This window comes from Streptomyces solicavernae (assembly GCF_029968095.1).
In the GTDB taxonomy this organism is placed as follows: domain Bacteria; phylum Actinomycetota; class Actinomycetes; order Streptomycetales; family Streptomycetaceae; genus Streptomyces; species Streptomyces solicavernae.
In genome coordinates, this window is record NZ_JASCIR010000010.1 from 73792 (window position 1) to 99536 (window position 25745).

A 25745-nucleotide genomic window follows, 5' to 3' on the forward strand; every position below is an offset into this window, starting at 1 on the left:
ATCCGCCACCCCCCCACGCGATGCCGCCCACACCCGTGGGCGGCATCGCGGCGCCCGGCCCCGGCTGTCGGTGCCCGCCAGTAGGGTGAGAGTCATGGCTGACCCCTCCACCTACCGCCCCAAGCCGGGACAGATCCCCGACTCCCCGGGGGTCTACAAATTCCGCGACGAGCACCGCCGGGTGATCTACGTCGGGAAGGCCAAGAGCCTGCGCCAACGGCTCGCCAACTACTTCCAGGACCTGGCGAGTCTGCACCCCCGCACCCGCTCGATGGTCACGACCGCCGCCTCCGTCGAGTGGACGGTCGTGACCACCGAGGTCGAGGCGCTGCAGCTGGAATACACCTGGATCAAGGAGTTCGACCCGCGGTTCAACGTGAAGTACCGCGACGACAAGAGCTACCCGTACCTCGCGGTCACCCTCAACGAGGACTATCCGCGCGTGCAGGTCATGCGCGGCGCCAAGAAGAAGGGCGTGCGCTACTTCGGCCCGTACGGACACGCGTGGGCCATCCGCGAGACGGTCGACCTGATGCTGCGCGTCTTCCCGGTGCGCACATGTTCGGCCGGGGTCTTCAAGAACGCCGCCCGCACCGGCCGCCCCTGCCTGCTCGGCTACATCGGCAAGTGCTCGGCGCCCTGTGTGGGCCGGATCACCGCCGAGGACCACCGTGAACTGGCCGAGGACTTCTGTGACTTCATGGCGGGCCGCACAGGCGCGTACCTCCGCCGCCTGGAGAAGGAGATGGGCGCCGCGGCCGAGGAGATGGAGTACGAGCGGGCGGCCCGCCTGCGCGACGACATCGAGGCCCTCCGGCGCGCCATGGAGAAGAGCGCCGTCGTCCTCGCCGACGACACCGACGCCGACCTCATCGCCCTCGCCGAGGACGAGCTGGAGGCGGCGGTGCAGATCTTCCACGTGCGCGGCGGCCGGGTCCGCGGCCAGCGAGGCTGGGTCACCGACAAGGTCGAAGCCGTCACCACGGGTGACCTGGTCGAGCACGCGGTGCAGCAGCTGTACGGCGAGGAGAGCGGTGACGCCGTACCCAAGGAGGTGCTGGTCCCCGCCCTGCCCGAACCGGTCGCGCCCGTGCAGGCGTGGCTGGCCGAGCGGCGCGGCAGCAACGTCGGCCTGCGCGTGCCGCAGCGCGGCGACAAACGCGCACTGATGGAGACGGTTCAGCGCAACGCACAGCAGTCCCTCGTCCTGCACAAGACGAAGCGCGCCTCCGACCTGACGACCCGCTCCCGCGCCCTGGAGGAGATCGCCGCCGCCCTCGGCCTGGACAGCGCCCCGCTGCGCATCGAGTGCTTCGACATCTCGCACCTCCAGGGGGACGACGTCGTCGCGTCCATGGTGGTCTTCGAGGACGGCCTGGCCCGCAAGAGCGAGTACCGCCGCTTCCAGGTCAAGGGCCGCATCGGCGACACCCAGGTGTGGCACGGCGAGGGCCAGGACGACGTCCGCTCGATGCACGAAGTGATCGCCCGCCGCTTCAAGCGGTACATCGCCGAGAAGGAGAAGACCGGCGAGTGGGCCGAGGAGGCGCCGGGCGAGACGCCCGAGGACGCCCTCGACGGCGAGAACCCCCTCAACGGCGAGAACCCCCTCGACGGCGAGAACTCCCTCAACGGCGAGAACGCGCTCACCGAGGAGGACGGCCGCCCCAAGAGGTTCGCGTACCCGCCGCAGCTCGTCGTCGTGGACGGCGGAAAGCCGCAGGTCGCGGCCGCCAAGCGGGCCATGGACGAGCTGGGCATCGACGACGTCGCGGTGTGCGGGCTCGCCAAGCGCCTGGAGGAGGTGTGGCTGCCGGACGAGGACGACCCGGTGGTCCTGCCCCGCTCCAGCGAGGGCCTCTACCTCCTCCAGCGGGTACGAGACGAGGCGCACCGTTTCGCGATCGCCTATCAGCGAAAGAAGCGGGCCAAGAGGTTCCGGGCGGGGCCGCTCGACGCGGTGCCCGGCCTGGGAGAGACGCGTAAACAGGCGCTCATCAAACACTTCGGTTCCGTGAAGAAACTGCGATCCGCCACAATTGAGCAGATCTGCGAGGTCCCCGGGATAGGCCGCAAGACGGCCGGGACGATCGCCGCGGCCCTCGCCGAGGCGGCCCCGGCCGCCCCGGCGGTGAACACGGCGACCGGAGAGATCATTGAAGAAGAGGCACCCGTGACGGCGGAGGCCGCACAGGCACCGGCGGGTGCCGTGGAGAGACGGGGGCAGGACACATGACAGAGCGCGAAGAAGACGGAGCACAGGTGAGTACGGGAACGGGCACCATCGAGCCCGCCGCGGAGGCCATCCCCGAGTTGGTGATCATCTCCGGGATGTCCGGCGCCGGCCGCTCCACGGCGGCCAAGTGCCTGGAGGACCTCGGCTGGTTCGTGGTCGACAACCTGCCGCCCGCGCTGATCCCCACCATGGTGGAGCTCGGCGCCCGCTCGCAGGGCAACGTGGCGCGCATCGCGGTCGTCGTGGACGTGCGCGGCCGCCGCTTCTTCGACAACCTGCGCCAGTCGCTGTCGGACCTGGAGGCCAAGAACGTCACCCGGCGGATCGTCTTCCTTGAGTCCTCCGACGACGCCCTGGTGCGCCGCTTCGAGTCCGTGCGCCGCCCGCACCCGCTGCAGGGCGACGGCCGCATCACCGACGGCATCGCCGCCGAGCGCGACCTCCTGCGCGAGCTGCGCGGCGACGCCGACCTCGTGATCGACACCTCCAGCCTGAACGTCCACGAGCTGCGCGCCAAGATGGACGCCCAGTTCGCCGGCGACGAGGAGCCCGAACTGCGGGCCACCGTCATGTCGTTCGGGTACAAGTACGGCCTGCCGGTCGACGCCGACCTGGTCGTGGACTGCCGCTTCCTGCCCAACCCGCACTGGGTCCCGGAGCTGCGCCCGTACACCGGTCTGAACGAAGAGGTCTCGGGTTACGTCTTCAACCAGCCCGGCGCCAAGGAGTTCCTCGACCGGTACACGGAACTGCTCCAGCTGATCGCGACGGGCTACCGCCGCGAGGGCAAGCGGTACGTCACCATCGCCGTGGGCTGTACGGGCGGCAAGCACCGCTCCGTCGCCATGTCGGAGAAGCTCGCCGCGCGCCTCGCCACCGAGGGCGTGGAGACCGTCGTCGTCCACCGGGACATGGGGCGCGAGTGACGTCCCAGCCCCGCCGGGTGAGTCCTCAGCCCCGCCGGGCCCGGCTCACCCGCCTCAGCCGCAGGCGCTCGGCCCAGCCCAAGGTCGTCGCGCTCGGCGGCGGCATGGGCCTGTCCGCCTCGCTCGCCGCGCTGCGCCGGATCACCGGCGACCTGACGGCCGTGGTCACCGTCGCCGACGACGGCGGCTCCAGCGGCCGCCTCCGCGACGAGCTGGGCGTGCTCCCGCCCGGCGACCTGCGCAAGGCCCTCGCCGCGCTCTGCGGGGACGACGACTGGGGCCAGACCTGGGCCCGCGTCATCCAGCACCGCTTCCAGTCCCAGGGCGAGCTGCACGAGCACGCGGTCGGCAACCTGCTGATCGTCGCCCTCTGGGAGCAGCTGGGCGACCACGTCCAGGCGCTCGACCTGGTCGGCAAGCTGCTCGGCGCGCACGGCCGGGTGCTGCCCATGTCCGCCGTGCCGCTCGAACTGCAGGCGCTGGTCAAGGGGCACGACCCGGAGCGCGCGGACGAGGTGGGCACGGTCCGCGGGCAGGCCAACGTCGCGCTCACGCGCGGCGAGGTGCAGTCCGTGCACCTGGTCCCGCACGACCCGCCCGCCGTGCCCGAGGCCGTCGCCGCGGTCCTGGACGCGGACTGGGTGGTCCTCGGGCCCGGCTCCTGGTTCTCCTCGGTGATCCCGCACCTGCTGGTGCCCGAGCTCCTTGAGGCGCTCACCGAGACCAAGGCCCGCAAGGTCCTCTCGCTCAACCTCGCGCCCCAGCCAGGGGAAACCGAAGGTTTCTCCCCGCAGCGTCATTTGGAGGTTTTGGGACGACACGCCCCTAAACTCGCCCTGGACGTGGTGCTGGCCGACGAGGCCGCCGTGCCCGACAGCGACAGCCTCACCGACGCCGCCAAGCGTCTGGGGGCGGCGGTCGAGCTGGCGCCGGTGGCCGAGGCCGTCGGTTCTCCGAAGCACGATCCGGAGCTCCTGGCCGCCGCGTACGACCGTATTTTTCGGATGCATGGAAGGATCGGCCCATGGCGATGACGGCAGCGGTGAAGGACGAGATCTCCCGGCTCCCCGTCACCCGGACCTGCTGCAGGAAGTCAGAGGTCTCGGCGATTCTTCGGTTCGCGGGCGGCCTTCACCTGGTCAGCGGCCGCATCGTGATCGAGGCGGAGCTGGACACCGCGATGGCGGCCCGGCGGCTCAAGAAGGACATCCTGGAGATCTTCGGGCACGGCTCGGAGCTCATGGTGATGGCCGCCGGCGGACTGCGCCGCGGCTCCCGCTATGTCGTACGCGTGGTGGCCGGCGGCGATCAACTGGCGCGCCAGACCGGCCTGGTGGACGGCCGCGGCCGCCCGATCCGCGGTCTGCCCCCGCAGGTCGTCTCGGGTGCCACCTGTGACGCGGAGGCGGCGTGGCGCGGTGCGTTCCTGGCACACGGCTCGCTGACCGAGCCGGGCCGTTCCTCCTCCCTGGAGGTGACCTGCCCGGGGCCCGAGGCGGCGCTCGCGCTGGTCGGCGCGGCCCGCCGGCTGTCCATCGCAGCGAAGGCCCGCGAGGTGCGCGGCGTGGACCGCGTCGTCGTCCGTGACGGTGACGCGATCGGCGCCCTGCTGACCCGGCTCGGCGCCCATGAGTCGGTGCTCGCCTGGGAGGAGCGGCGGATGCGCCGCGAGGTCCGGGCCACCGCCAACCGCCTGGCCAACTTCGACGACGCCAACCTGCGCCGCTCGGCCCGCGCCGCGGTCGCCGCGGGCGCCCGCGTGCAGCGCGCCCTGGAGATCCTGGGCGACGAGGTGCCGGAGCACCTCGCGGCCGCCGGACGGCTGCGCATGGAGCACAAGCAGGCCTCCCTGGAGGAGCTGGGCGCGCTCGCCGACCCGCCGCTGACCAAGGACGCGGTCGCGGGCCGCATCCGCCGCCTGCTCGCGATGGCCGACAAGCGCGCGCAGGACCTCGGCATTCCGGGTACGGAGTCGAACCTGACGGAGGAGATGGCCGACAACCTCGTCGGCTGACCGGCCCGCTGACCCGTCGCACACAAAAGCCGTCGGTGTCCGGAGAGATCCGGACACCGACGGCTTTTGCGCGCTCCACGCGGAACTCGGGTCCCGGCCGCGTCGTCCGCCGAGGCGGCTCGCGTCTCACAACCTGAGCGGATCGCCGTCCGCGGCCGCACGATTTTGCCGGCACGCGGTGTCACTCGATGTTGCCGGCGCCACATTGACAAACGAGCGCCCTGGCGCTCAAAGCGATCCGCCGACCCTGCGGAGGCACCCTCCGAATCACCCTCGGAACGGGGCCCTCCGGAGCCGCGGAGGCGACTTTCGCAGGCCCCGCCCGGTCGTCACGGGGCGTGACAGCGGAGGTGTCGGAGGCGGCCTCGGCGGGCACTCAAATGAGGGCGCTTGCGCCCGTCTGATGGGCCAAGCGCTTGCTTCCCCACCCTGCTGACGCTGAGTGACGAACAAGGCCCCGTATCCGCAAACACGGTGCGCGCCGACGCAACTCGTACGGACCGTCTCGATGTCACTCGAACGTCTCAGGAGAGGTAGGGTCGGAGGCGGTCGGGGACATCCCATTCAGCTCGCCGGCGCACAGACCGGCGTACCAACGAGGAGATCGGTTCGTGACGATCCGCGTAGGCATCAATGGCTTCGGTCGCATCGGCCGCAACTACTTCCGGGCGCTCCTGGAGCAGGGGGCGGACATCGAGGTCGTTGCCGTCAACGACCTGGGTGACACCGCGGCCACCGCCCACCTGCTGAAGTACGACACCATCCTGGGACGCCTCAAGGCCGAGGTCACCCACACCGAGGACACCATCACCGTCGACGGGCACACCATCAAGGTGCTGTCCGAGCGCAACCCCGCCGACATCCCCTGGGGCGACCTGGGCGTCGACATCGTCATCGAGTCGACCGGCATCTTCACGAAGAAGGAAGACGCCGCGAAGCACCTCGCCGGTGGCGCCAAGAAGGTCCTGATCTCGGCTCCGGCCAAGGACGAGGACATCACCATCGTGATGGGCGTCAACCAGGACAAGTACGACGCCGCGCAGCACGACGTCATCTCCAACGCCTCCTGCACCACCAACTGCGTGGCGCCGATGGCCAAGGTTCTCGACGAGAACTTCGGCATCGTCAAGGGCCTGATGACGACCGTGCACGCGTACACCAACGACCAGCGCATCCTGGACTTCCCGCACAAGGACCTGCGCCGCGCCCGTGCCGCCGCGGAGAACATCATCCCGACGACCACCGGCGCCGCGAAGGCCACCGCCCTCGTTCTGCCGCAGCTCAAGGGCAAGCTGGACGGCATCGCCATGCGCGTCCCGGTCCCCACCGGCTCCGCCACGGACCTGGTCGTCGAGCTCTCCCGCGAGGTCACCAAGGACGAGGTCAACGCCGCGTTCAAGAAGGCCGCGGACGGCGAGCTCAAGGGCTTCCTGTACTACACCGAGGACCCGATCGTGTCCTCGGACATCGTCAGCGACCCGGCTTCCTGCACCTTCGACTCCTCCCTGACCATGGTCCAGGAGGGCAAGACGGTGAAGATCCTCGGCTGGTACGACAACGAGTGGGGTTACTCGAACCGTCTGGTCGACCTCACCACCTTCGTCGGCGGCCAGCTCTGACCCGGATTTGATTCGGACAGGCAATTCGATGTGAGCTACGGGGCTCGGGCAGCGCGATCTCGCGCGGTCCCGGGCCCCGTAGCTGTTGCTCGGAAGCTTTCAAGGAGTCCCTGAGAAATGAAGACGATCGACGAACTTCTCGCCGAAGGCGTCGCCGGCAAGCGGGTATTCGTCCGCGCCGACCTCAACGTGCCGCTGGACGGCACCGCCATCACCGACGACGGCCGCATCCGCGCCGTGGTCCCGACCGTGAAGGCCCTCGCCGACGCGGGCGCACGGGTCGTCGTGGCCTCCCACCTGGGCCGCCCCAAGGGCGCCCCGGACCCGGCCTTCTCGCTCGCCCCCGCCGCCGCCCGGCTCGGTGAACTCCTCGGCGCCGACGTGCAGTTCGCCACCGACACGGTCGGCGACTCCGCCAAGTCCGTCGTCGCGGGCCTCGCCGACGGCCAGGTCGCCGTCATCGAGAACCTCCGCTTCAACGCCGGCGAGACCGCCAAGGACGACGCCGAGCGCGCCGCCTTCGCCGACCGGCTGGCGGCCCTCGCCGACCTCTACGTGAGCGACGGCTTCGGGGCCGTGCACCGCAAGCACGCCTCGGTGTACGACCTGCCGGCCCGGCTCCCGCACGCCGCGGGCTACCTCATCGCCAAGGAGGTCAGCGTCCTCAAGAAGCTCACCGAGGACGTGCAGCGCCCGTACACCGTGGTCCTCGGCGGCGCCAAGGTCTCCGACAAGCTCGCCGTCATCGACGAACTCCTCGGCAAGGCCGACCGTCTCCTCATCGGCGGCGGCATGGCCTACACCTTCCTCAAGGCCAAGGGGTACGAGGTCGGCATCTCCCTCCTTCAGGAGGACCAGATTCCGACGGTCAAGGAGTACATGGAGCGCGCCGAGCGGAACGGCGTCGAGCTGGTCCTTCCGGTCGACGTCCTGATCTCCACCGAGTTCCCGGACCTGAAGACCAAGGCCCCGGCCGACTTCGACACCGTCGACGCGGACCGGATCCCGGCGGACCAGGAGGGCCTGGACATCGGCCCCAAGTCCCGCGAGCTGTTCGCCTCGAAGATCACCGACGCCGAGACGGTGTTCTGGAACGGCCCCGTCGGAGTCGCCGAGCACCCCGACTACGCTGGCGGCACGACGGCCATCGCGCAGGCCCTGCTCGACAGCAAGGGCTTCACGGTGGTCGGCGGTGGCGACTCCGCCGCCGCCGTCCGCAACCTGGGCTTCGACGAGTCGAAGTTCGGCCACATCTCGACCGGTGGCGGTGCCTCCCTCGAATACCTTGAGGGCAAGACCCTGCCCGGCCTCGCCGCACTGGAGGACTGACCCCGTATGAGCACGCGTACGCCCCTGATGGCGGGCAACTGGAAGATGAACCTCAATCACCTTGAGGCCATCGCCCACGTCCAGAAGCTCGCCTTCGCGCTCGCCGACAAGGACTACGAGGCCGTCGAGGTCGCCGTCCTTCCGCCCTTCACCGACCTGCGCTCCGTGCAGACCCTGGTGGACGGCGACAAGCTCAAGATCAAGTACGGCGCCCAGGACATCTCGTCCCAGGACTCCGGTGCGTACACCGGTGAGATCTCGGGCCCGATGCTGTCGAAGCTCAAGTGCACCTATGTAGCCATCGGCCACAGCGAGCGCCGCCAGTACCACCACGAGAACGACGAGATCTGCAACGCCAAGGTGAAGGCCGCCTACAAGCACGGCCTGACTCCGATCCTCTGCGTCGGCGAGGGCCTGGACATCCGCAAGGCCGGCCAGCAGGTCCAGTACACGCTGAACCAGGTCGACGGCGCCCTCAAGGACGTCTCCGCCGAGCAGGCCGAGTCCATCGTGATCGCGTACGAGCCGGTGTGGGCCATCGGCACCGGCGAGGTCGCCACCCCCGAGGACGCGCAGGAGGTCTGCGGCGCGATCCGCGGCAAGCTCGCCGAGCTGTACGACCAGGAGCTCGCCGACAAGGTGCGCATCCAGTACGGCGGTTCGGTCAAGGCCGGGAACGTGGCCGCGATCATGGCCCAGCCGGACGTCGACGGCGCCCTCATCGGCGGTGCCGCGCTCGACGCAGACGAGTTCGTCAAGATCGTCCGATTCCGCGACCAGTGAGTCCGGGAACCGACCGGGACTGAGTATGCGGTAGCGACGTAACGTCGTACCCTTGCGGGGTCCGAGCCTTGCTTTTCTGAGCTTTCCGCTCATTCACGCGAGACTCGGGCCCCGTCGTCGTACAGATACCGAGGAAGTTGGTCCAGCCGTGGTTATGGGGTTCTCGATCGCCCTGCTCGTCTTCAGCGGACTCATGATGCTTTTGGTGCTCATGCACAAGGGCAAGGGCGGTGGCCTCTCCGACATGTTCGGTGGCGGTATGCAGTCCTCCGTCGGCGGCTCCTCGGTCGCCGAGCGCAACCTCGACCGCATCACCGTCGTGGTCGGTCTGCTGTGGTTCGCGTGCATTGTCGTGCTCGGCCTGCTGATGAAGCTCGACAGCTGACGCTTTATCGCCCTGCCGGTTGACGCAGTATTGCCGTACGCCTTTTATAGGCGGCTTATTATGGCCGTGCGTCTCCGGGGTGGGGGTGTAACTCCGAACACTGGACGCGCGTTGGGCCTTACGTAGACTGGGGCACCCGCGGCACGGCCGCCGGTGAGCAACGCTGTGCAGCACTGTTACGCAGGGAGTTACGACCGTGGCAAGTGGCAACGCGATCCGTGGAAGCCGGGTCGGAGCGGGGCCGATGGGCGAGGCCGAGCGGGGCGAGTCCGCGCCGCGCCTGCGCATCTCCTTCTGGTGCTCCAACGGGCACGAGACGCAGCCGAGCTTCGCCAGCGACGCGCAGGTCCCCGACACCTGGGACTGCCCGCGCTGCGGATTCCCGGCCGGCCAGGACCGGGACAACCCGCCGGACCCCCCGCGCACCGAGCCCTACAAGACGCACCTGGCGTACGTGCGCGAGCGGCGCAGCGACGCGGACGGCGAGGCGATCCTCGCCGAGGCACTCGCCAAACTGCGCGGCGAGATCTAGGAATTGAGAGCGGCCGGACACCCCGAGGGTGTCCGGCCGGACTGTTTCCTGGGTCTGTTCTCCCAGGTCAGACACGTGCCGGGGCCGATTGTCAGTGGCCTCCTCTAAGGTCTGCAAGTACCGGACCAAAGGGGGGAGTTGACATGGCCGACGGGGCAACGGGCGCCGCGCAGACCGCAGTAGCCGCAGCGGAACGCGCGCCGTCCTGGCACGGGGGATTCGGGCGGCTCTGGTCGGCCGCGATCATCTCCCGCTTCGGTGACTCGCTGCGCATCGCCGCCCTGCCGCTGCTCGCCACGACCCTCACCGACGAACCGACGCTCGTCGCCCTCGTCACCGCCTGCGGCTATCTGCCGTGGATGCTTTTCGGCCTCATCGGCGGCGCCGTCGCCGACCGGGTCGACCAGCGCCGCGCCATGTGGGCGGTGGATCTCGTACGGGGACTGCTGATCGGCGGCTTCGCCGTGGCCGTCGCCTTCGACCAGGCCACCATCGCGCTGCTGATGATCCTCGCCTTCACTCTCACCACCCTCCAGACCCTCTTCGACAACGCGGCCACGGCCCTGCTCCCCGCCGTGGTCGGCCCCGAGGCCCTCGGCAGTGCCAACGCCCGCCTGCAGACCGGCCAGATGCTCGTCAGCAGCTTCCTGGCCACGCCCGCGGTGCCGCTGCTGCTCGCCGCGGGAATCGCCGTGCCCTACGCCGCGAACGCCGCCACCTATCTGCTCGGCGCCGCCCTCATAGCCTCCCTGCGCACGGCACCGCGCGAGCGCGCCGCACCGCTCAGCGGATCCACCCTGCGAGCCGACATCGCCGAAGGAGTGCGGATCCTGTGGCGGGACCGGATCCTGCGCGGCCTCTGCCTCGCGGCCACGCTGTGCAACGTAGGCGTCGGCGGTCTCATCGCCACCCTCGTCCTGCATGTCACCGGCTGGCTCGACGCGGGCGCGACGGTGTACGCCCTGTGCCTGTCCGCGTACGGCGTGGGCAGTGTCGTCGCAGGGTTCTGCGCCAACCGGATCGGGCGTCGCGCGGGGCGGTTGCGGAGCATCTTCGTCGCGGGGCTCGTCCAGATCGTGCCGCTGCTCGCGATCGGAACGATACGCAGCGTCTGGGCCGTCCTCCTCGGGCTCGTGGTGTTCGGCTTCATGGGCATGGTGTGGAACGTCAACCAGATCACGCTCATGCAGCAGCGCAGCCCCACCGACGCGATCGGCCGGATCAGCGCCGCCTTCCGCACCCTGTCGCTCGGCGCCACCCCGCTGGGCGCGGCACTCGCCGGTGTCGCCGCCTCCGCGTGGGGCCTCAACACCCCGGCGCTGCTTGCCGCCGCACTGTTCGTGCTCTCCGTCGCCGCGCTGATACCCGCGCTCAAGTCACCCGTCACCGCTCCTTAAGTCGGCCGACAGGGGACAGACAGCTCATACCGCTCGCTGATCAATTAGGTTGGAGGGGCAGCGGGGAAGTTGCAGGCTCAGGTAGAGAGAAGGCTGAAGTCCGAGATGAATGCAATTGAGGACGGCGCGCGGAGCGCTCCGAACAAGGGCGGTGGCGGGCGACGGGAGGGACGCACCAGGCTCAATCAGTTGCCGGAGTGGACGGCGCTCGGCAAGCACCGTGAGCAGCTGGGCGAAGCACACCTGCGGGAACTGTTCGCCGCCGACCCGCAGCGTGCCGAGAACTACACGGCACAGGTGGGCGACCTGCACATCGACTACTCCAAGCAGCTCGTCACGGACGAGACGCTGGCCCTGCTGCGCGATCTGGCCGCCGCCACCGATGTGTTCGGGCTCCGCGACGCCATGTTCCGCGGCGAGAAGATCAACGCCACCGAGGACCGCGCCGTCCTGCACACCGCGCTGCGCGCCCCGCGGGACGCCGTGATCGAGGTCGACGGGGAGAACGTCGTGCCGAAGGTGCACGCCGTCCTCGACAAGATGAGCGCCTTCGCCGAGCGCGTCCGCTCCGGCGAGTGGACCGGCCACACCGGCAAGCCCATCAAGAACGTCGTGAACATCGGCATCGGCGGCTCCGACCTCGGCCCCGCGATGGCGTACGAGGTGCTGCGGTCCTACACCGACCGCAACATGACGTTCCGCTTCGTCTCCAACGTGGACGGCGCCGATCTGCACGAGGCTGTACGGGACTTGGACCCGGCCGAGACGCTGTTCGTCATCGCTTCCAAGACCTTCACCACGATCGAGACGATCACCAACGCCACCTCCGCGCGGAACTGGCTGCTCACCGGGTTGCAGGCCGGGCAGGACGCCGTGGCGAAGCACTTCGTGGCGCTGTCCACGAACGCCGAGAACGTCGCCGAGTTCGGCATCGACACGGCCAACATGTTCGAGTTCTGGGACTGGGTCGGCGGCCGCTACTCCTTCGACTCGGCGATCGGCCTCTCCCTGATGATCGCCGTCGGTCCGGAGCACTTCCGGGAGATGCTCGACGGCTTCCGCCTGGTCGACGAGCACTTCCGCACGGCACCGGCCGAGTCCAACGTCCCGCTGCTGCTCGGCCTGTTGGGGGTCTGGTACGGCGGGTTCTCCGGCGCCCAGTCGCACGCGGTCCTGCCGTACTCGCACTACCTCTCCAAGTTCACGGCGTACCTCCAGCAGCTGGACATGGAGTCCAACGGCAAGTCGGTGGACCGGGACGGGAACCCGGTGGAGTGGCAGACGGGCCCCGTGGTGTGGGGCACGCCGGGCACCAACGGGCAGCACGCGTACTACCAGCTGATCCACCAGGGCACGAAGGTCATCCCCGCGGACTTCATCGGCTTCGCCAAGCCGGTCGGGGATCTGCTGCCCGGCCTGGTCGCGCAGCACGATCTGCTGATGGCCAACTTCTTCGCGCAGACGCAGGCGTTGGCGTTCGGCAAGACGCCGGACGAGGTGCGGGCGGAGGGTGTGCCCGAGGAGCTGGTCGCGCACAAGACGTTCCGCGGCAACCACCCGACGACCACGATCCTCGCCGCCGAGCTGACGCCGTTCGTCCTTGGCCAGTTGATCGCGCTGTACGAGCACAAGGTGTTCGTACAGGGGGCGGTGTGGAACATCGACTCGTTCGACCAGTGGGGGGTCGAGTTGGGGAAGGTGCTGGCGAAGCGGGTGGAGCCGGCGCTGACGGAAGGTGCTGAGGTGGAGGGGCTGGACGCTTCGTCCAGGGCCCTTGTCGCGAAGTACCGGTCGCTGCGGGGGCGTTGAGGCTGTACGTCGGAAGGGGCGGGGCTGGGTTTCCTTTCCCCAGTCCCGCCCCTTCCCGTAATCGGGGCTCCGCCCCAGACCCCGGTCCTCAAACGCCGGATGGGCTGAAAAGCACCGCGCTACGCCGACGCCGGCGGATACAGATCCCGCGGCAGCTGCGAAGCCGCCGCTGAGTCCAGGAGCCACAACGTGCGGAAGCGGCCGCGTGCGCCCGCCGCCGGGGCCTGGATCTCGCCCGCGCCGGACAGTGCGATGGCCACGGCCTGCGCCTTGTCCTCGCCCGCCGCGAGCAGCCACACCTCACGGGCGGAGCGGATCGCGGGCAGAGTGAGGGAGACCCGCGTGGGCGGCGGCTTGGGCGCGCCGTGCACACCCACCACCATCCGCTCGGTCTCCCGCACCGCGGGCAGCTCGGGGAAGAGCGACGCCACATGGGTGTCGGGGCCGACGCCGAGGAGCAGCACGTCGAAGGACGGGGCCTCCGAGTGGTTCTCCGGCTTTGCGGCCGCGGCCAGTTCGGTCGCGTACGCCTCGGCCGCGGTGTCCGCGTCGATGCCGTACGGGCCGTCCGACGCGGGCATCGCGTGCACGCGGGCCGGGTCGAGCGGCACCGAGTCGAGCAGCACCTCGCGGGCCTGCGTGACATTGCGGTCCGGGTCGCCCTCCGGCAGGAACCGCTCGTCGCCCCACCACAGGTCGAGGCGGCTCCAGTCGATGGCGTCCCGCGCGGGGGACGTGCCGAGGGCGGCGAGCAGGCCGTTGCCGTTGCGGCCGCCGGTGAGGACCACGGACGCCGAACCGCGGGCGGCCTGCGCGTCCACGATCTTCGTGATCAGGCGGGCCGCCGCGGCCTGGGCCATCAGATCCTTGTCGCGGTGGACGACGAGCTGCGGAGCCGTACTCACTTCGACGCCGCCTTCGACGTACCGGAGTCCGGACCCGAACTCGCCTTCCTGGCAGGGGACTTGGCGGCCTTCTTCGTGCCGGACGCGGCTGCCGCAGACGCAGACGCAGACGCAGACGCAGCCTCCGCCGGTGACGCGACCGAAGGGACCGTCTTCGCCGAGTCCGCCTCCCCGAGCCGGTCCACGCCGTACTTCAACGCGGACGCGTAGGTGTCGTCCGGGTCGAGGCGGCGCAGCTCCTCCGCGATCAGCTCGGCTGTCTCGCGCCGCTTGAGCGCCACCGCACGGTCCGGCTGGCCCTGCACCGAGAGCGTCGCCAGGGAACCGTCGGCCCGGTCGAGCACGATCGGACCGCAGTCGGTCTCCAGACGTACCGAGGTGAGCCCCGGACCGCTGGACAGCGAGCGCGTCACCGGCACCGCGAGCCGGTCGGCGAGCCACATGCCCAGCAGCTCACAGCTCGGGTTGAACTCCTCGCCCTCCACCTCGGCCGCCGTGACCTTGCAGCTCACCTGGTCGAGGGCGGCGGCCAGCATGGACCGCCACGGGGTGATCCGGGTCCACGACAGATCCGTGTCGCCGGGCGTGTACGTCTCCGCGCGGGCGGCCAGCTCGTGAATGGGCTGCTCCGCCGCGTACGTGTCCGTGACCCGGCGCTGGGCCAGCGCGCCCAGCGGGTCGTTCGCCGGGTCGAGCGGCGCGTTCACCGGCCACCACACGACGACCGGCGCGTCCGGAAGGAGCAGCGGCAGGACCACCGACTGGGCGTGGTTGAGGACATCGCCGTACAGGCGGAGCACGATCGTCTCGCCCGTGCCCGCGTCGGCGCCCACCCGCACATCCGCGTCCAGGCGCGAGGACGTGCGGTCACGCGGGGAGCGCGCGGCCCGCTTGATGACGACGAGGGTGCGCGAGGGGTGCTCGCGCGAGGCCTCGCTGGCCGCCCGCAGGGAGTCGTACGCGTTCTCCTCGTCGGTGACGATGACCAGCGTGAGCACCATGCCGACGGCGGGGGAGCCGATGGCGCGGCGGCCCTGCACGAGGGCCTTGTTGACCTTGCTGGCCGTGGTGTCCGTGAGGTCGATCTTCATGGCCGACGCCAGCTCCGTCCGTCTCGTTCGAGCATTTCGTCCGCCTCGACGGGGCCCCAGGTGCCCGACGCGTACTGCGCGGGCTTGCCGTTCCTGTCCCAGTGCTGCTCGATCGGGTCGAGGATGTTCCAGGACAGCTCGACCTCCTCGGTGCGCGGGAAGAGGTTCGAGTCGCCCAACAGCACGTCCAGGATGAGCCGTTCGTACGCTTCCGGGCTGGACTCGGTGAAGGACTCGCCGTACGCGAAGTCCATGGACACGTCCCGGACCTCCATCGACGTGCCCGGGACCTTCGAGCCGAACCGCACCGTGACGCCCTCGTCCGGCTGCACCCGGATGACCAGGGCGTTGTGCCCCAGCTCCTCGGTCGCCGTGTGGTCGAAGGGGGAGTGCGGGGCGCGCTGGAAGACGACCGCGATCTCGGTGACGCGGCGGCCCAGGCGCTTGCCGGTGCGCAGATAGAACGGGACGCCCGCCCAGCGGCGGTTGTCGATGCCCAGCTTCATCGCGGCATACGTGTCGGTCTTCGACTGCGGGTCGATGCCGTCCTCTTGGAGGTAGCCGATGACCTTCTCGCCGCCCTGCCAGCCGGCCGCGTACTGCCCGCGGACCGTGTGCTTCGACAGGTCCTTCGGGAGCTTCACCGCGCCGAGGACCTTGGTCTTCTCGGCGGCGAGCGCGTCCGCGTCAAAGGAGGCGGGCTCCTCCATCGCGGTCAGGGCGAGCAGCTGCAGCAGGTGGTTCTGGATGACGTCACGGGCGGCGCCGATGCCGTCGTAGTACCCGGCGCGGCCGCCGATGCCGATGTCCTCGGCCATCGTGATCTGCACATGGTCGACGTACGACCGGTTCCAGATCGGCTCGAAGAGGGTGTTGGCGAAGCGGAGCGCCAGGATGTTCTGGACGGTCTCCTTGCCGAGGTAGTGGTCGATCCGGAAGACCTGGTCGGGCTTGAACACCTCGTGCACGATGGCGTTCAGCTCCCGGGCGGAGGCCAGGTCGTGCCCGAAGGGCTTCTCGATGACCGCGCGCCGCCAGGAGTCCCCGCGCTGGTCGGCCAGGCCGTGCTTCTTCAGCTGCTGGACGACATTGGGGAAGAACTTCGGCGGTACCGACAGATAGAAGGCGAAGTTGCCGCCCGTGCCCTGCGCCTTGTCGAGCTCCTCCATCGTCGACTTCAGCGTCTCGAACGCCTCGTCGTCGTCGAAGTTGCCCTGCACGAACCGCATGCCCTGGCTCAGCTGCTGCCAGACCTCCTCGCGGAACGGGGTCCGGGCGTGCTCCTTGACCGCGTCGTGCACCTCCTGCGCGAAGTCCTCGTCCTGCCACTCGCGCCGGGCGAAGCCGATCAGCGAGAAGCCCGGCGGCAGCAGCCCCCGGTTGGCCAGGTCGTAGACGGCAGGCATCAGCTTCTTACGGGACAAATCGCCCGTGACGCCGAAAATTACCAGGCCCGACGGCCCCGCGATGCGCGGGAGCCGTCGGTCCTGTGCGTCACGGAGCGGGTTGGCTCCGTCGACAGTGGGTGACAAGATCAGCCTTCCGAAGGGGCGAGGCGCTTCAGCTCCGCCTCGGTCGACTTGAGCAGGTCGTTCCAGGACGCCTCGAACTTGTCGACGCCCTCGTCCTCAAGAAGCTGCACGACCTCGTCGTACGAGATCCCCAGCTTCTCGACGGCGTCGAGCTCGGCGCGGGACTGCTCGTACGTGCCCGCCACCGTGTTGCCGGTGATCCGGCCGTGGTCGGCGGTGGCCTCCAGGGTGGCCTCCGGCATGGTGTTCACGGTGTTCGGCGCGACCAGGTCGTCGACGTACAGGGTGTCCTTGTACGCCTTGTCCTTCACGCCGGTCGAGGCCCACAGGGGGCGCTGCTTGTTGGCGTTGGCCTTGTCGAGCGCGGCCCAGCGGTCGGACGAGAAGACTTCCTCGTACGCCTCGTACGCGAGCCGGGCGTTGGCGAGGCCGGCCTTGCCGCGCGCGGCCTTGGCGGCCTCGGTGCCCAGCGCGTCGATGCGCTTGTCGATCTCGGTGTCCACGCGGGACACGAAGAAGGACGCCACCGAGTGGATCAGCGAGATGTCCAGGCCCGCGGCCTTGGCCTTCTCCAGACCGGCGAGGTAGGCGTCCATGACCGCGCGGTACCGCTCAAGGGAGAAGATCAGCGTGACGTTGACGCTGATGCCCTTGCCGATGACCTCGGTGATCGCGGGCAGACCGGCCTTGGTCGCCGGGATCTTGATCAGCGTGTTCGGGCGGTCCACCAGCCACGCCAGCTGCTTGGCCTCGGCGACCGTGGCCGCCGTGTTGTGGGCCAGGCGCGGGTCGACCTCGATCGACACGCGGCCGTCCTTGCCGCCGGTGGCGTCGAAGACGGGGCGCAGAATGTCGGCCGCGTCACGCACGTCGGCCGTCGTGATCATGCGGACGGCTTCCTCGACGGTGACCTTGCGGGCCGCGAGGTCGGCGAGCTGCTGCTCGTAACCGTCGCCACCCGAGATCGCCTTCTGGAAGATCGACGGGTTGGTGGTGACGCCCACGACGTGCTGCTGGTCGATCAGCTCGGCGAGGTTGCCGGACGTGATCCGCTTGCGCGACAGGTCGTCCAGCCAGATCGCGACGCCTTCTTCGGAGAGGCGCTTGAGTGCGTCTGTCATGGAAATTGCATCTCCTGCTTGTGATGAGGGGTAAGTCGTCGTGTACCGGGCGTCAGCGCTGGGCGGCCGCGTGGGATTCCTTCGCCGCCGAGGCCACCGCGTCGCCCGTGAAGCCGAACTCCTTGAACAGGACCTTCGCGTCCGCCGAGGCGCCGAAGTGCTCAAGGGAGACGATCCGGCCCGCGTCGCCGACGTACTTGTGCCAGGTCAGACCGATACCGGCCTCGACCGCCACCCGCGCCTTGACCGACGGCGGCAGCACGCTGTCGCGGTAGTCCTGCGACTGCTCCTCGAACCACTCCACGCACGGCATCGACACGACCCGGGCCGGAATGCCCTCGGCCTGGAGCTGCTCGCGCGCCTCGACGGCCAGCTGCACCTCGGAGCCCGTACCGATGAGGACCACCTCGGGCTCGCCGCCCTCGGCGTCGAACAGGACGTAACCGCCCTTCGCCGCGTCCTCGTTGCGCTCGTACGTCGGCACACCCTGGCGGGTGAGGGCGAGGCCGTGCGGGGTGCCCTTGCCGAACTCCTTGGTGTAGCGCTTCAGGATCTCGCGCCAGGCGATCGCGGTCTCGTTGGCGTCCGCGGGACGGACGACGTTCAGGCCCGGGATGGCGCGCAGCGAGGCGAGGTGCTCGACCGGCTGGTGCGTCGGGCCGTCCTCACCGAGGCCGATGGAGTCGTGCGTCCACACGTACGTCACCGGCAGGTGCATCAGGGCCGACAGGCGCACCGCGTTGCGCATGTAGTCGGAGAACACCAGGAAGGTGCCGCCGTAGATCCGCGTGTGGCCGTGCAGCGCGATGCCGTTCATGGCGGCGGCCATGGCGTGCTCGCGGATGCCGAAGTGGATCGTCCGGCCGTACGGGTCGGCGCCCGGCAGCGGGTTGCCCTCCGGCAGGAACGAACTCGACTTGTCGATCGTGGTGTTGTTGGAGCCCGCGAGGTCGGCCGAGCCGCCCCACAGCTCCGGCAGCACCGCACCGAGCGCCTGCAGGACCTTGCCCGAGGCGGCACGCGTCGCGACGCCCTTGCCGGTCTCGAACTCGGGGAGCTTCTCCTCCCAGCCGGCCGGCAGCTCGCCCGCCTGGATGCGGTCGAAGTCGGCGGCGCGCTCCGGGTTGGCCGTGCGCCACTCCTGGTAGGCCTTCTCCCACTCGGCCTTGGTCTGCGTGCCGCGCTCAAGTGCCTCGCGGGTGTGGCCGATGACGTCGTCCGACACCTCGAAGGTCTGCTCCGGGTCGAAGCCCAGGACCCGCTTGGTGGCGGCGACTTCCTCGTCACCGAGCGCGGAGCCGTGCGCGGCCTCGGTGTTCTGCGCGCTCGGCGCCGGCCAGGCGATGATCGAACGGGCCGCGATGAACGACGGCTTGTCCGTGACCGCCTTCGCCGCCTGCAGCGCCTCGAACAGGCCCTTCGGGTCCAGGTCGCCGCTCGGCAGCTGCTCGACCCGCTGGACGTGCCAGCCGTAGGCCTCGTACCGCTTGAGGGTGTCCTCGGAGACGGCGGTCTCCGTGTCGCCCTCGATGGAGATGTGGTTGTCGTCCCACAGCATCACCAGGTTGCCCAGCTTCTGGTGGCCCGCGAGCGAGGACGCCTCGGCGGCGATGCCCTCCTGCAGACAGCCGTCACCGGCGATGACCCAGACCGTGTGGTCGAACGGGGACTCGCCCGCCGGCGTCTCGGGGTCGAACAGACCGCGCTCGTAGCGGGCGGCCATCGCCATGCCCACCGCGTTCGCGACGCCCTGGCCGAGCGGGCCCGTGGTGGTCTCGACGCCGGTGGTGTGGCCGTACTCCGGGTGGCCCGGGGTCTTCGAGCCCCAGGTGCGGAACGACTTGAGGTCATCGAGCTCCAGGCCGTACCCCGACAGGTAGAGCTGGATGTACAGCGTCAGCGACGAGTGGCCCGCGGAGAGGACGAACCGGTCACGGCCCACCCAGTCGGCGTCCGCCGGGTCGTGCCGCATCACCTTCTGGAAAAGGGTGTACGCGGCGGGCGCGAGGCTCATGGCCGTACCGGGGTGGCCGTTCCCTACCTTCTGAACGGCGTCGGCGGCAAGGACGCGGGCGGTGTCAACGGCCCGCTGGTCCAGATCGGTCCACTTGAGGTCTGTGGTGGTCGGCTTGGTGCTCACCCTGGGTCAGGGCTCCTCTCCACATGCTCTACATGTCGAACGTCGTCGTCGAACGTCGTCGTCCGCCGTCGAACGTCGTCGACGCTCGGCGCCATCGTGCGCCGGTCTGCGTCGAGCCTACCGCCGCGCGAGCGTGCATTTTTTCGACTCGTCCCAGAGTGCCGGGGGTATGTCACCTTCGCCTCCCGAGCCGTTCACACGGGGCGCCCCGGCAACCGGCCCAACTCGACCCACCCCCGCGAAGAGCCGGGTATGGCCTACGTCTACAGTGGCGTGGTACGCGCGAGCCTTTACCGGGTCTTCATGTTCAGGGACACCCATGGTCGGCTTGCTGGGAGTCTCTGTCAGGGGTGTGCGTGACGGCCGTTGAATCCCGTCCAGCAGGCGGCGGCACCGCCGATGCCGAGGACGCGGCGGGTGAGCTCGGGGCGAACTCCGGCCGGCGGCCGATCGGTCCCCTCGTCATGGGGTTCGTGGCGCTGACCAAGCCCCGCATCATCGAACTGCTCCTCATCACCACGGTCCCGGTGATGTTCCTCGCCGAGCAGGGCGTGCCCAACCTGTGGCTGGTCCTCGCGACCTGCTTCGGCGGCTACCTCTCCGCGGGCGGCGCCAACGCCCTCAACATGTGGTACGACCGGGACATCGACGCCCTCATGGAGCGCACCCGGAGCCGACCGCTGGTCACCGGGCTGATCAGCCCCACCGAGGGCCTGGTCTTCGGCGTCTCGCTCGCCGTGATCTCCACGGTCTGGTTCGGCCTCCTGGTCAACTGGCTCTCCGCGGCGCTCTCACTCGGCGCCCTGCTCTTCTACGTCGTCGTCTACACGATGATCCTCAAGCGCAGGACCGCACAGAACATCGTCTGGGGCGGCATCGCCGGCTGCCTCCCGGTCCTCATCGGCTGGTCCTCGGTGACCAACTCGATGTCCTGGGCCGCGGTCATCCTCTTCATGGTGATCTTCTTCTGGACGCCGCCGCACTACTGGCCGCTCTCCATGAAGGTCAAGGACGACTACGCGCGTGCCCAGGTCCCGATGCTCCCGGTGATCGCCTCCAACAAGGTCGTCGCCAAGCAGATCGTGCTCTACAGCTGGGTCATGGTCGGCATCTCGCTGCTGCTCCAGCCGCTCGGCTACACCGGCTGGTTCTACACCGCGGTCGCGCTGGCCACCGGCGGCTTCTGGCTCTGGGAGGCGCACGCGCTGCAGGCCCGCGCGAAGGCCGGGGTGACGGGCGCGAAGCTCAAGGAGATGCGCCTGTTCCACTGGTCCATCACCTACGTGTCGCTGCTGTTCGTGGCGGTCGCGGTGGACCCGTTCCTGCGCTGAGCCACCCGACAGCCCCGTGCGCCGGGCCGCTGACCTCGCACCTCGCAGTCAGCCGCCCGGCGCCGGTGTGTCCGGGGTCATTGCCGCCGCGGAATACCCGTAAGTAGCATCAACGTATGGCAGACACCAAGGTCGACAGCTCGGTCGAAGAGAAGCCCGCGGACGCGCGCGCGGAGCGGCAGGCGGCGAAGCTCGCCAAGGAGATCGGCGCGTTCGCGAGGGCGCACGGCGGCGCCGAGGCGCAGATCGCGTACATCGGGGAGCGCGGCTCCCGCATCGTCCTCGTCGGTGAGGACGGCGGCTGGGGCGACCTCGTCGCCCGCACCGACGCGGTGGCACGCGCCGCGGTGGAGAAGTCCGGGCTCACCGTCCACGAGGACTTCGACGGCGACTTCGCGGCCAAGGTCACGACCGGCCGGTACGAGTGGTCGCGCATGGCGGGCATCCAGCTCGGAGGCCCGAGCAACACCTGAGACCGGGTTCACCCGTTAGGACCGTAGACGGACAGCAGTCCGCGCCACGGTCCACGTACGGGAGCCCGGATGATCGAGACACCGCCCCTGGTGGACCAGTACTGCCACGGGGTGCTGCGTACGGAGCTGGGCCTCGGCACCTTCGAGGCCCACCTCGGCCGGGGCGAGGGTCCGCCCGCCCCCGGCACCACCTTCTTCGACACCCAGACCGGCTTCGCGGTGCGCCGCTGGTGCCCGCCGCTGCTCGGCCTCGAACCGCACTGCCCGCCCGCCCGCTATCTGGCCCGGCGCCGCGAGCTCGGCGTGATCGAGGCCGGGCGCCGGCTGCTGCGGGCCACCGGCATCGGCACCTATCTGGTCGACACCGGGCTGCCCGGCGACCTGACCGGTCCGCCCGAACTGGCCGCCGCGGGCGCCGCCGAGGCGCACGAGATCGTCCGCCTCGAACTCCTCGCCGAGCAGGTCGCCGACACCTCCGGCACCGTCGAGACCTTCCTCGCCAACCTCGCCGAGTCCGTCCACGGAGCCGCCGCGGGCGCCGTCGCCTTCGCCTCCGTCGGGGGCGCGCACGGCCTCGCCCTCGCGCCGCAGCCGCCGGACGCCGGGGAGGTCCGCGGCGCCGCCGACCGCTGGCTCGCCGGGCGCCGCGTCGGCGACCGCCTCACCCATCCCGTACTGCACCGGCACCTCGTCTGGATCGCCGTCGCCTCCGGGCTTCCGCTCCAACTGCACGCGGGCACGGGCGATCCGCAGCGGTACGTGGGGGAGTTCGCGCGGGCCACGGCCGGGCTCGGCACGGATCTGGTGCTGCTCCACGGCTACCCGTACCACCGTCAGGCCGCGCACCTCGCCGGGGTGTTCCCGCACGTCTACGCGGATCTCGGGCCCGCGCTCGTACGGACCGGGGCGCGGGCGGCGTCGCTGCTCGCGGAGATGCTCGAACTCGCCCCGTTCGGCAAGCTGCTGTTCTCCAGCGGGGCGCAGGGGCTGCCCGAGCTGCATGTGGTCGGGGCGCAGCTGTTCCGGCAGGCGCTGGGGCGGGTGCTCGGGGGGTGGGTGGCGGAGGGGGCGTGGTCGCGGGGGGATGCGGATCGGGTCGCTGGACTTATTGGCTCGGGGAACGCGCGCAGGGTGTACGGGCTGAGCTGATTTCTCCCCTCCCCGCCCCTTCCCGAAAGCTTGCAGCGGCGGTCGTTCGGCTGCTGCGCCGTCGTGGCTGGTCGCGCAGTTCCCCGCGCCCCTGAACAGCCCCCTGCGGTCAGACCGGCGACAGCTCCGGGTCCGCCTGGGCGGGAATGCCCGGTTCCATACGCGGTCGTTCGTGCAGGGCGAGGAGCACCCGTACCACCGCGATCCACACCAGGCACGACCCCAGCATGTGCGCCCCCACCAGCACCTCGGGCAGCTCCGTGAAGTACTGGACGTACCCGATCACGCCCTGCGCGAGCAGGATCAGGAACAGCTCACGGGTGCGGGTCAGCGGCCCGCGCGGGGCGTCGACCGCCTTGAGCACGAACCACAGCGCGAAGGTCAGGGACACCACGATCCAGGCGAGGACCGCGTGCAGCTTGGACACGCCCTCCCAGTCCAGGCCGAGGGCACCGATGTCCATCCGGGGCACGTCGCTGGAGTCACCGGCGTGCGGACCCGAGCCCGTGACCACCGTGCCGACCGCGACAAGCAGCCCGGACGCGACGACCAGGCACCACACCAGCTGCCGCACCGCCTTGCCGGCCAGCGGGCGCGGAGCGGCGTCCCCCTCGCCCTCACCGGTGCGCACCCACATCAGCGTGGCCACCGTGATCAGCGCCGTGGACAGCAGGAAGTGCGCGGCGACGGTGTACGGGTTGAGGCCCACCAGGACGACGATGCCGCCGAGCACCGCGTTGCCCATGACCACCCAGAACTGGGTCCAGCCGAGCCGGGTCAGGGTGCGGCGCACCGGCTTCTGCGAGCGGGCGGCGATGATCGCCCAGCCGACGGCCGCGCACAGCACGTACGTGAGCATGCGGTTGCCGAACTCGATGGCGCCGTGGACGCCCATCTCGCTGGTCGCGGTGAGGGAGTCGGCGGTGCACTTCGGCCAGGTCGGGCAGCCGAGGCCGGACCCGGTGAGCCGGACGGCGCCGCCGGTGACCACGATCACGCAGCTCATCACGAGAGCGGTCAGAGCCGCCCGCCGTACCGTCCGGTTCTCGGGGGTCCAGCGCTCGGCGATGAAGGCCAGCGGATTGCGCACGGCTTGAGCCAGCTCGGCTCGGTTCGACTTCGGCACGGGCACCATCGTAAAGGGGGCCTTGTGCATCGGTTCACGAGGGGGAGTGAAGCCCACGAACAGCCAGGAAACGTACGGGCTACTCCCAGCGGAAGAACCGGGCCGCCGCCCCCAGACCGAGCGCCGCCCACACCGCCAGCACACCGGCCGCGCCCCACGGCATCGACGCCCCGCCCTGCAGCACGTCCCGCAGCCCGTCCGAGAGCGCCGAGATGGGCAGCAGGCCGAGCACCGACTGGGCGGCCTCCGGGAACTTGTCCAGCGGCACGACCACCCCGCCGCCGACGAGCAGCAGCAGGAACACCAGGTTGGCCGCGGCAAGCGTCGCCTCCGCCTTGAGCGTGCCGGCCATCAGCAGGCCGAGCCCGGAGAACGCGGCCGTGCCGAGGACGAGCAGGAGCAGGACGGACAGCGGGTTGCCCTGCGGGGACCAGCCGAGGGCCAGGGCGATCGCCGTCAGCAGGGCGATCTGCAGCACCTCGGTGACCAGGACCGACAGGGTCTTCGCGGTCATCAGGGCCCAGCGCGGCAGCGGCGAGGCGCCGAGCCGCTTCAGGACGCCGTACCGCCGCTCGAAGCCCGTCGCGATGGCCTGCCCGGTGAACGCCGTCGACATCACGGCGAGCGCGAGCACACCCGGGGCGAGGAAGTCCACGGCTTCGCCGCTGCCCGTGTCGCCGAAGTCAACGATGCTGACCGTCGAGAACAGGACCAGGAGCAGCGAGGGGATGACCACCGTGAGGAGCAGCTGCTCGCCGTTGCGCAGCAGCATCTTCGTCTCCAGGGCCGCCTGCGCCGCGATCATCCGCCCGACGGGGGCGGCCCCGGGCTTCGGGGCGTACGTGCCCGCAGCCGTGGACGTGGACGTGGACGTGTCCGCGCTCATCCGCGCAGCTCCTTACCGGTCAGTTCGAGAAAGACGTCCTCCAGGGTGTGCCGCTCCACCGAGATCCTGTCCGGCATCACGCCGTGCTGCGCGCACCAGGACGTGACGGTGGCGAGCAGCTGCGGGTCGACCGTGCCGGTGACGCGGTACGAGCCCGGGGTGAGCTCGGCCGCCGCGCTGTCCATCGGCAGGGCCTTCAGGAGCGAGGCCACGTCGAGGCCGGGGCGGCCGGTGAAGCGGAGAGTGTTCTCGGCGCCGCCCCTGCACAGCTGCTCGGGGCTGCCCTGGGCGACGACCTTGCCCGCGTCGACGATCGTGACGTCGTCCGCGAGCTGTTCGGCCTCGTCCATGTAGTGCGTGGTGAGGATGACGGAGACGCCGTCGGCGCGCAGCTCGCGCACCAGGTCCCAGGTGGAGCGGCGGGCCTGCGGGTCGAGCCCCGCGGTCGGCTCGTCCAGGAAGACGAGCTCGGGGCGGCCCACCACGGCCATCGCGAGGGCGAGCCGCTGCTGCTGTCCGCCGGAGAGCCGCCGGTAGGCCGTACGGCCGCAGGAGCCGAGGCCCAGGCGCTCGATCAGGTCGTCCACGTCCAGGGGGTGGGCGTGCAGCTTCGCCATGTGGCGGAGCATTTCGTCGGCGCGGGCGCCGGAGTAGACGCCGCCGGACTGCAGCATCACGCCGATCCGCGGGCGCAGCGCGGCGGCCTGCGCGACCGGGTCGAGGCCGAGGACGCGGACCTGGCCGCCGTCCGGCCTGCGGTAGCCCTCGCAGGTCTCGATCGTGGTGGTCTTGCCGGCGCCGTTCGGGCCGAGTACGGCGGTGACGCCGGCGTGGGCCGTGAGGTCGAGGCCGTCCACCGCGGTCTTCGGTCCGTACCGCTTCACCAGGCCGCGCACCTGGAGGACGCCGCCTGCGACGGGCTCTTCATGCATGCCGGGAAGTCTAGAGAGGGGTGCCGGGT

At 70.2% G+C, this 25745-nt stretch carries 22 protein-coding genes; 14 read left to right on the plus strand and 8 right to left on the minus strand.

Going from position 1 to position 25745, the window contains the following annotated elements; translation table 11 throughout:
* The first annotated feature begins 94 nt into the window (after nt 1-94).
* The 11 genes from uvrC to pgi all read left to right on the plus strand — a co-directional run bounded on the left by uvrC (nt 95) and on the right by pgi (nt 13030).
* A complete protein-coding gene (gene uvrC, locus QIS99_RS14380) occupies nt 95-2236 on the plus strand; it encodes an excinuclease ABC subunit UvrC (protein WP_282513675.1) in 2142 nt (713 codons plus the stop codon).
* Nucleotides 2233-3162 (plus strand): RNase adapter RapZ, encoded by a 930-nt coding sequence (gene rapZ, locus QIS99_RS14385; protein ID WP_282513676.1) that lies wholly within the window; start codon nt 2233-2235, stop codon nt 3160-3162. Before uvrC ends, rapZ begins: the two co-directional genes overlap by 4 nt.
* A 17-nt stretch (nt 3163-3179) precedes the next feature.
* Nucleotides 3180-4196, plus strand: a complete 1017-nt coding sequence (locus tag QIS99_RS14390; protein WP_282513678.1) for a gluconeogenesis factor YvcK family protein — start codon at nt 3180-3182, stop codon at nt 4194-4196.
* On the plus strand, nt 4187-5176 hold the full coding sequence (whiA, locus tag QIS99_RS14395) for a DNA-binding protein WhiA (RefSeq protein ID WP_282513679.1): 990 nt from the start codon (nt 4187-4189) through the stop codon (nt 5174-5176). The genes QIS99_RS14390 and whiA overlap by 10 nt, the downstream gene beginning before the upstream one ends.
* A gap of 611 nt (nt 5177-5787) precedes the next feature.
* Nucleotides 5788-6795 (plus strand): type I glyceraldehyde-3-phosphate dehydrogenase, encoded by a 1008-nt coding sequence (gene gap, locus QIS99_RS14400; RefSeq protein ID WP_282513680.1) that lies wholly within the window; start codon nt 5788-5790, stop codon nt 6793-6795.
* Between the two features lie 117 nt (nt 6796-6912).
* Nucleotides 6913-8124 (plus strand): phosphoglycerate kinase, encoded by a 1212-nt coding sequence (locus tag QIS99_RS14405; protein WP_282513681.1) that lies wholly within the window; start codon nt 6913-6915, stop codon nt 8122-8124.
* Between the two features lie 6 nt (nt 8125-8130).
* Nucleotides 8131-8907 (plus strand): triose-phosphate isomerase, encoded by a 777-nt coding sequence (tpiA, locus tag QIS99_RS14410; RefSeq protein WP_282513682.1) that lies wholly within the window; start codon nt 8131-8133, stop codon nt 8905-8907.
* 154 nt (nt 8908-9061) lie between these two features.
* Nucleotides 9062-9292 (plus strand): preprotein translocase subunit SecG, encoded by a 231-nt coding sequence (secG, locus tag QIS99_RS14415; RefSeq protein WP_282513817.1) that lies wholly within the window; start codon nt 9062-9064, stop codon nt 9290-9292.
* A gap of 196 nt (nt 9293-9488) precedes the next feature.
* Entirely contained in the window at nt 9489-9824 is a 336-nt protein-coding gene (locus tag QIS99_RS14420) for an RNA polymerase-binding protein RbpA (RefSeq protein ID WP_003957010.1), read from the plus strand.
* 143 nt (nt 9825-9967) lie between these two features.
* Nucleotides 9968-11221: an MFS transporter gene (locus QIS99_RS14425; protein WP_282513684.1), complete on the plus strand. Its 1254-nt coding sequence runs from the start codon at nt 9968-9970 to the stop codon at nt 11219-11221.
* Nucleotides 11222-11326: 105 nt separating this feature from the next.
* Nucleotides 11327-13030 carry a glucose-6-phosphate isomerase gene (gene pgi / locus QIS99_RS14430; RefSeq protein ID WP_282513685.1) on the plus strand — a complete coding sequence of 568 codons (1704 nt, stop codon included), beginning with the start codon at nt 11327-11329 and terminating at the stop codon, nt 13028-13030.
* A gap of 119 nt (nt 13031-13149) precedes the next feature.
* On the opposite strand, the gene pgl is transcribed toward pgi, so the two are convergent.
* Genes pgl through tkt form a run of 5 tightly spaced genes read right to left on the minus strand, consistent with a single transcriptional unit; the run spans nt 13150 to nt 19819 of the window.
* Nucleotides 13150-13935, minus strand: a complete 786-nt coding sequence (pgl, locus tag QIS99_RS14435) for a 6-phosphogluconolactonase (RefSeq protein WP_282513686.1) — start codon at nt 13933-13935, stop codon at nt 13150-13152.
* A complete protein-coding gene (gene opcA / locus QIS99_RS14440; RefSeq protein ID WP_282513687.1) occupies nt 13932-15026 on the minus strand; it encodes a glucose-6-phosphate dehydrogenase assembly protein OpcA in 1095 nt (364 codons plus the stop codon). The genes pgl and opcA overlap by 4 nt, the downstream gene beginning before the upstream one ends.
* Entirely contained in the window at nt 15023-16558 is a 1536-nt protein-coding gene (gene zwf, locus QIS99_RS14445; protein WP_282513688.1) for a glucose-6-phosphate dehydrogenase, read from the minus strand. Before zwf ends, opcA begins: the two co-directional genes overlap by 4 nt.
* A 2-nt stretch (nt 16559-16560) precedes the next feature.
* Nucleotides 16561-17679: a transaldolase gene (tal, locus tag QIS99_RS14450; protein WP_282513689.1), complete on the minus strand. Its 1119-nt coding sequence runs from the start codon at nt 17677-17679 to the stop codon at nt 16561-16563.
* Nucleotides 17680-17731: 52 nt separating this feature from the next.
* The gene (tkt, locus tag QIS99_RS14455; RefSeq protein WP_282513691.1) at nt 17732-19819 is read right to left on the minus strand and encodes a transketolase; all 2088 of its coding nucleotides are present in this window, start codon (nt 19817-19819) and stop codon (nt 17732-17734) included.
* Nucleotides 19820-20175: 356 nt separating this feature from the next.
* On the opposite strand from tkt, the gene QIS99_RS14460 reads away from it, so the two are divergent.
* From QIS99_RS14460 to QIS99_RS14470, 3 genes are all read left to right on the plus strand, one after another.
* On the plus strand, nt 20176-21150 hold the full coding sequence (locus QIS99_RS14460; RefSeq protein ID WP_408909558.1) for a heme o synthase: 975 nt from the start codon (nt 20176-20178) through the stop codon (nt 21148-21150).
* A 116-nt stretch (nt 21151-21266) separates the two neighbouring features.
* Nucleotides 21267-21623: a hypothetical protein gene (locus tag QIS99_RS14465; protein WP_282513693.1), complete on the plus strand. Its 357-nt coding sequence runs from the start codon at nt 21267-21269 to the stop codon at nt 21621-21623.
* A 69-nt stretch (nt 21624-21692) separates the two neighbouring features.
* Complete coding sequence (locus QIS99_RS14470; protein WP_282513694.1) at nt 21693-22772, plus strand: amidohydrolase family protein; 1080 nt, start codon at nt 21693-21695, stop codon at nt 22770-22772.
* 109 nt (nt 22773-22881) lie between these two features.
* Here QIS99_RS14470 and QIS99_RS14475 read toward each other — a convergent pair whose 3' ends face one another.
* The 3 genes from QIS99_RS14475 to QIS99_RS14485 form a co-directional block, all read right to left on the minus strand.
* Complete coding sequence (locus tag QIS99_RS14475) at nt 22882-23907, minus strand: COX15/CtaA family protein (protein ID WP_282513695.1); 1026 nt, start codon at nt 23905-23907, stop codon at nt 22882-22884.
* Between the two features lie 70 nt (nt 23908-23977).
* The gene (locus QIS99_RS14480) at nt 23978-24784 is read right to left on the minus strand and encodes an ABC transporter permease (protein ID WP_282513696.1); all 807 of its coding nucleotides are present in this window, start codon (nt 24782-24784) and stop codon (nt 23978-23980) included.
* On the minus strand, nt 24781-25716 hold the full coding sequence (locus QIS99_RS14485) for an ABC transporter ATP-binding protein (RefSeq protein WP_282513697.1): 936 nt from the start codon (nt 25714-25716) through the stop codon (nt 24781-24783). Before QIS99_RS14485 ends, QIS99_RS14480 begins: the two co-directional genes overlap by 4 nt.
* Between the last annotated feature and the right edge of the window lie 29 nt (nt 25717-25745).

Coding starts and splice junctions, on each gene's coding strand:
- QIS99_RS14470 (WP_282513694.1), top strand. CDS start 21,693: ATGATCGAGACACCGCCCCTGGTGGACCAGTACTGCCACGGGGTGCTG.
- tpiA (WP_282513682.1), top strand. CDS start 8,131: ATGAGCACGCGTACGCCCCTGATGGCGGGCAACTGGAAGATGAACCTC.
- rapZ (WP_282513676.1), top strand. CDS start 2,233: ATGACAGAGCGCGAAGAAGACGGAGCACAGGTGAGTACGGGAACGGGC.
- QIS99_RS14465 (WP_282513693.1), top strand. CDS start 21,267: ATGGCAGACACCAAGGTCGACAGCTCGGTCGAAGAGAAGCCCGCGGAC.
- QIS99_RS14405 (WP_282513681.1), top strand. CDS start 6,913: ATGAAGACGATCGACGAACTTCTCGCCGAAGGCGTCGCCGGCAAGCGG.
- QIS99_RS14480 (WP_282513696.1), bottom strand. CDS start 24,784: ATGAGCGCGGACACGTCCACGTCCACGTCCACGGCTGCGGGCACGTAC.
- secG (WP_282513817.1), top strand. CDS start 9,062: ATGGGGTTCTCGATCGCCCTGCTCGTCTTCAGCGGACTCATGATGCTT.
- QIS99_RS14475 (WP_282513695.1), bottom strand. CDS start 23,907: ATGGTGCCCGTGCCGAAGTCGAACCGAGCCGAGCTGGCTCAAGCCGTG.
- tal (WP_282513689.1), bottom strand. CDS start 17,679: ATGACAGACGCACTCAAGCGCCTCTCCGAAGAAGGCGTCGCGATCTGG.
- uvrC (WP_282513675.1), top strand. CDS start 95: ATGGCTGACCCCTCCACCTACCGCCCCAAGCCGGGACAGATCCCCGAC.
- opcA (WP_282513687.1), bottom strand. CDS start 15,026: ATGAAGATCGACCTCACGGACACCACGGCCAGCAAGGTCAACAAGGCC.
- whiA (WP_282513679.1), top strand. CDS start 4,187: ATGGCGATGACGGCAGCGGTGAAGGACGAGATCTCCCGGCTCCCCGTC.
- QIS99_RS14485 (WP_282513697.1), bottom strand. CDS start 25,716: ATGCATGAAGAGCCCGTCGCAGGCGGCGTCCTCCAGGTGCGCGGCCTG.
- QIS99_RS14425 (WP_282513684.1), top strand. CDS start 9,968: ATGGCCGACGGGGCAACGGGCGCCGCGCAGACCGCAGTAGCCGCAGCG.
- pgi (WP_282513685.1), top strand. CDS start 11,327: ATGAATGCAATTGAGGACGGCGCGCGGAGCGCTCCGAACAAGGGCGGT.